The following is a 1,464-nucleotide window of genomic DNA, read 5'->3' as shown; positions in this document are numbered from 1 at the left end:
TCTCCAATGAAAGAACTCAAGAGGCAGGGTGCATGTAAAAGTGCCCGTTTCCTCGTGGGTTCGTTGTTGTTTCTGTGTCCATCGACGCCGGCACGGACGAGTTGTAGCTTCCGAGGCCAGGCGTCCTGTCCTCGTTTCGGCATTGAGCCATTCTCCAATCCGTGACCTTACCGTGTAGGCTCGGTCACATTCCGGTGTGCGGCTCTCGGCTTCCCATTCTCCTGGAGAGTGCGGCCCCGCGATGCGGAGCCCACTAGGCGAATATCAGGACAGCCGAGAACTGTTGGACGGTCGCTCCACCAGTGCGTCGCGGCGCTCATAGTCACGCTGGTCGCGCAGCACCTGGTAGGCGATCGTCAATAGCTTGCGCCCCACAATGACCTTGGCGCGGTTCGCGCCCTTGGTCGCCTTCAGGCGCTCGTAATCGAATTTGAGGGCAGGTTCCGCCCGCATGGCTGGAATACTGGCTTCCACGAAAGCCCAGCGCAGCCATTTGTTGCCTGCCTTGATAATCCGCCCGTTCCAGCATTTGCCGCCGCTCGCATAGGTCGAAGGCACCAGGCCGGCATAGGCAGCGAGTTTCTTGGCCGACCGGAAGCGCGAGATGTCGTCGATCTCGGCGGCAATCAGGCGCGCAAAGAACTCGCCCACGCCCGGGATTGTCTTGAGGCGTTTGACGTCCGCGTTGTCCTTGCTGAAGCAGCGGATCGTCTTCTCGGACTCGCGGATCCGCTGGTTGATGTCATCGATGAAGGCAAGCGCGCGATCGATATGCTCGCGATCGATCACCGACACTGAAAGCAGTTCGAGCTGCCCCCGCCCGATCTTGCCGAACTGATCCGACATCTCCCGCAACGCTCGGGTCTGTTCTGGATAGCGGTCGAAGATCGTCACCACCCGGTTCTTCACCATCGTGCGCAGCCGGACGAAGAAGATCCTCTCTCGCAACGCCTGGCGAAGCGCGCGCGCGGCCTCGCACGGAACATAGGATTCCGGGATCAGGTCAGCCCGCAGCAGATGCGCCAGGATCGTCGCGTCGATCTTGTCGGTCTTGATCTTGGCGTCGGCAATCGCCTTCACCTTGAGTGGATGGGCGAGAATGACATCGTCGCACAGCTCATCGAGCCAGTCGTACATCACCGTCCAGTTGCGGCTCGCTTCCATCACCGCATGGCTGTTCTCCAGATAGGGCGAGAGGAAGCCGGCAAGTGAGCGCGGATCGTTCTTCACCTTGCCCGATCGCAGGACCTTCCCGCCGCCGTCCTGCACCACCAGATGCGTATAGGCTTTGTGGTAGTCCACGCCGATATGATAATCATAAGACATGGGTGCATCTCCATTGCCGAGGAGGTTCGGCAATTTGCTTAACGCTCGTGCCTGCACGAGGGGGTGCACCCTTGCCTCTACGGTGATCATCACCGCTCCTTCCTTCACGGAAGCTAGTCGCTTTCATACCGCCTCCTG

At 60.0% G+C, this 1,464-nt stretch carries 1 protein-coding gene; it reads right to left on the bottom strand.

Annotated elements, in window-relative coordinates; genetic code table 11:
* Positions 1 to 264: 264 nt before the first annotated feature.
* Positions 265 to 1,416: an IS110 family transposase gene (locus A8G00_RS03300; RefSeq protein ID WP_216365588.1), complete on the bottom strand. Its 1,152-nt coding sequence runs from the start codon at positions 1,414 to 1,416 to the stop codon at positions 265 to 267.
* Between the last annotated feature and the right edge of the window lie 48 nt (positions 1,417 to 1,464).

The organism is Sphingobium sp. SA916, assembly GCF_002894065.1.
In the GTDB taxonomy this organism is placed as follows: domain Bacteria; phylum Pseudomonadota; class Alphaproteobacteria; order Sphingomonadales; family Sphingomonadaceae; genus Sphingobium; species Sphingobium fuliginis.
This window is presented reverse-complemented; position numbering and strand designations above follow the sequence as displayed.

Bases quoted from the DNA above. Each gene is read 5' to 3' on its own strand.
- A8G00_RS03300 (WP_216365588.1), bottom strand. From the start codon at position 1,416: ATGATCACCGTAGAGGCAAGGGTGCACCCCCTCGTGCAGGCACGAGCG.